Genomic DNA, 2,319 nt, shown 5'->3' with positions numbered 1-2,319 from the left:
TCAAGAACTTTATTCCAATTACCAACTAAAATGGGTAAAGGAGTTTTAGTTACTCCAACAGTTGATGGAAACTTACTTATGGGACCAACATCAGAAGATATTGATGATAAAACAAATGTAGATACTACAAGAGCAGGTTTGGAATCAGTTATAGAAAAAGCACCACTTACAATAAAAACAATACCACATAGACAAGTTATAACTTCTTTTGCTGGATTAAGAGCTCATGAAGATGGTAGTGATTTTATTATAGGAGAAGCCGAAGATGCTGAAAACTTCATCAATGCATTAGGCATAGAATCACCAGGACTTACTAGTGCTCCTGCAATAGCAGAAAAAATTGCTGGAATAGTTGTTGAAAAATTATCACCAGAGAAGAATGAAAACTTTAACCCAATAAGAAAGGGTATACCAAAGTTCAGAGAAATGAACAATGATGAAAGAAGAGAACTTGTAAAAGAAGATAAAACATACGGAAAAATAGTTTGTAGATGTGAAACAGTTACTGAAGGAGAAATAAGAAACGCAATAAGAAGACCTCTAGGAGCAAAAACTTTAGATGGAGTAAAGAGAAGAACAAGAGCTGGAATGGGAAGATGTCAATCTGGTTTCTGCTCAAATAGAATAGTAGAAATTTTATCTGAAGAATTAGATATCCCACGTACTGAAGTAACTAAGTTTGGTAAAGATTCTAAAGTTTTAGTAGGGGAAATTAAAGAAGATATTTAATAAAAAACATTGGAGGTTTTGATATGCAACAATATGATGTAGTTATACTTGGTGGAGGTCCAGCAGGACTTGCAGCTGCTATAAAAGCCAAAGAAGAAGGAATAGACAATATTTTAATATTAGAAAGAGATTCAAGCATGGGTGGAATACTTAACCAATGTATCCACAACGGTTTTGGACTTCACACTTTCAAAGAAGAACTTACAGGACCAGAATATGCTCAAAGATTTGTTGATAAAGTAGAAGAAATGAAAATACCATATAGACTAAATACTATGATAATAGATGTAAGTGAAGATAAGATTATAACAGCAATTAATGAGGAAGATGGAATTATAGAAATAAAAGCACAAGCTATAGTTCTAGCTATGGGATGTAGAGAAAGACCAAGAGGAGCTATAAATATACCAGGGGCAAGATGTTCAGGGATATATTCAGCAGGTACAGCACAAAAATTTGTAAATATAGAAGGAAAAATGCCAGGAAAAGAAGTTGTAATCCTAGGATCAGGAGATATCGGACTTATAATGGCAAGAAGAATGACTTTTGAAGGAGCAAAGGTAAAAGCAGTAGTTGAGCTTATGCCATACTCAGGAGGACTTAAGAGAAACATAGTTCAATGTTTAGATGACTATGGAATACCTCTAAAATTAGCTCACACAATAACAAATATAGAAGGTAAAGATAGAGTAACAGGAGTTACTATAGCTAAAGTTGATGAAAACTTAAAACCAATAAAGGAAACAGAAGAATATATCAAATGTGATACATTACTTTTATCAGTAGGGCTACTTCCTGAAAATGAACTTTCAAGAACAGCAGGAGTTAAATTAGGAGTAACAGGTGGACCAGAAGTAGATGAAAGAATGCAAACAAATGTAGAAGGAATATTTGCTTGTGGTAACGTGCTTCACGTTCATGATCTAGTTGATTTTGTTACAGAAGAAAGCTATAACGCTGGTAAAAATGCAGCTGATTATATAAAAGGAAAAAGAGTTGAAGGAAATAACACTATAGAATTAGTAGCTGAAAATGGAGTAGGTTATACAGTTCCTAAGACAATAAATGCAGGTAATGTTGATAACACTATAGATGTAAGATTCAGAGTAAGAAACGTATTTTCAGATAGCTATATTTCTGTATATTTCGATGGTGAAAGAGAAGTGCACAGAAAGAAAAAGGTTTTAGCACCTGGAGAAATGGAAACAGTAAAACTTAATAAAGCGATGTTTGAAAAATATCCTAACTGTAAAAAGATTACTGTTAAAGTGGAAGGAGAATAAAAATGGCTGTAAGAGAATTAATATGTATAGGTTGCCCAATGGGATGCAACCTAGAAGTTGAAATAGAAGGTAAAGCAGTAACAAAGGTTACAGGAAATATTTGTCCAAGAGGAAAGGCTTATGCTGAAAAAGAATGTACAAACCCTACTAGAATTGTAACTTCATCAGTTTTAGTTGAAGGAGGACAACTTACTGTTGTTCCTGTAAAAACAGAAGGCGATATACCAAAAGATAAGATTTTTGAATGTGTAAAAGCATTAAAAGGACTAAGTGTTAAAGCACCTGTAAATATTGGAGATGTTATTGT

The 2,319-nt window shown here is 33.3% G+C and carries 3 protein-coding genes; all 3 read left to right on the top strand.

All coding sequences use genetic code 11. The features are described from left to right. Window positions 1–729: FAD-dependent oxidoreductase (locus OXH55_RS19865; protein ID WP_268051886.1), on the top strand; the 729-nt coding region annotated here is incomplete at its 5' end. Between the two features lie 23 nt (window positions 730–752). Continuing rightward, window positions 753–2,012, top strand: coding sequence for an NAD(P)/FAD-dependent oxidoreductase (locus OXH55_RS19860; RefSeq protein ID WP_268051885.1), 1,260 nt, complete (start codon window positions 753–755; stop codon window positions 2,010–2,012). Window positions 2,013–2,014: 2 nt separating this feature from the next. After that, window positions 2,015–2,319, top strand: a 305-nt coding sequence (locus tag OXH55_RS19855) for a DUF1667 domain-containing protein (RefSeq protein WP_268051884.1), incomplete at its 3' end; no start/stop codon positions are given.

It is taken from the genome of Clostridium ganghwense, assembly GCF_026735165.1.
In the GTDB taxonomy this organism is placed as follows: domain Bacteria; phylum Bacillota; class Clostridia; order Clostridiales; family Clostridiaceae; genus Clostridium_H; species Clostridium_H ganghwense.
This window is presented reverse-complemented; position numbering and strand designations above follow the sequence as displayed.

Bases quoted from the DNA above. Each gene is read 5' to 3' on its own strand.
- OXH55_RS19860 (WP_268051885.1), top strand. From the start codon at position 753: ATGCAACAATATGATGTAGTTATACTTGGTGGAGGTCCAGCAGGACTT.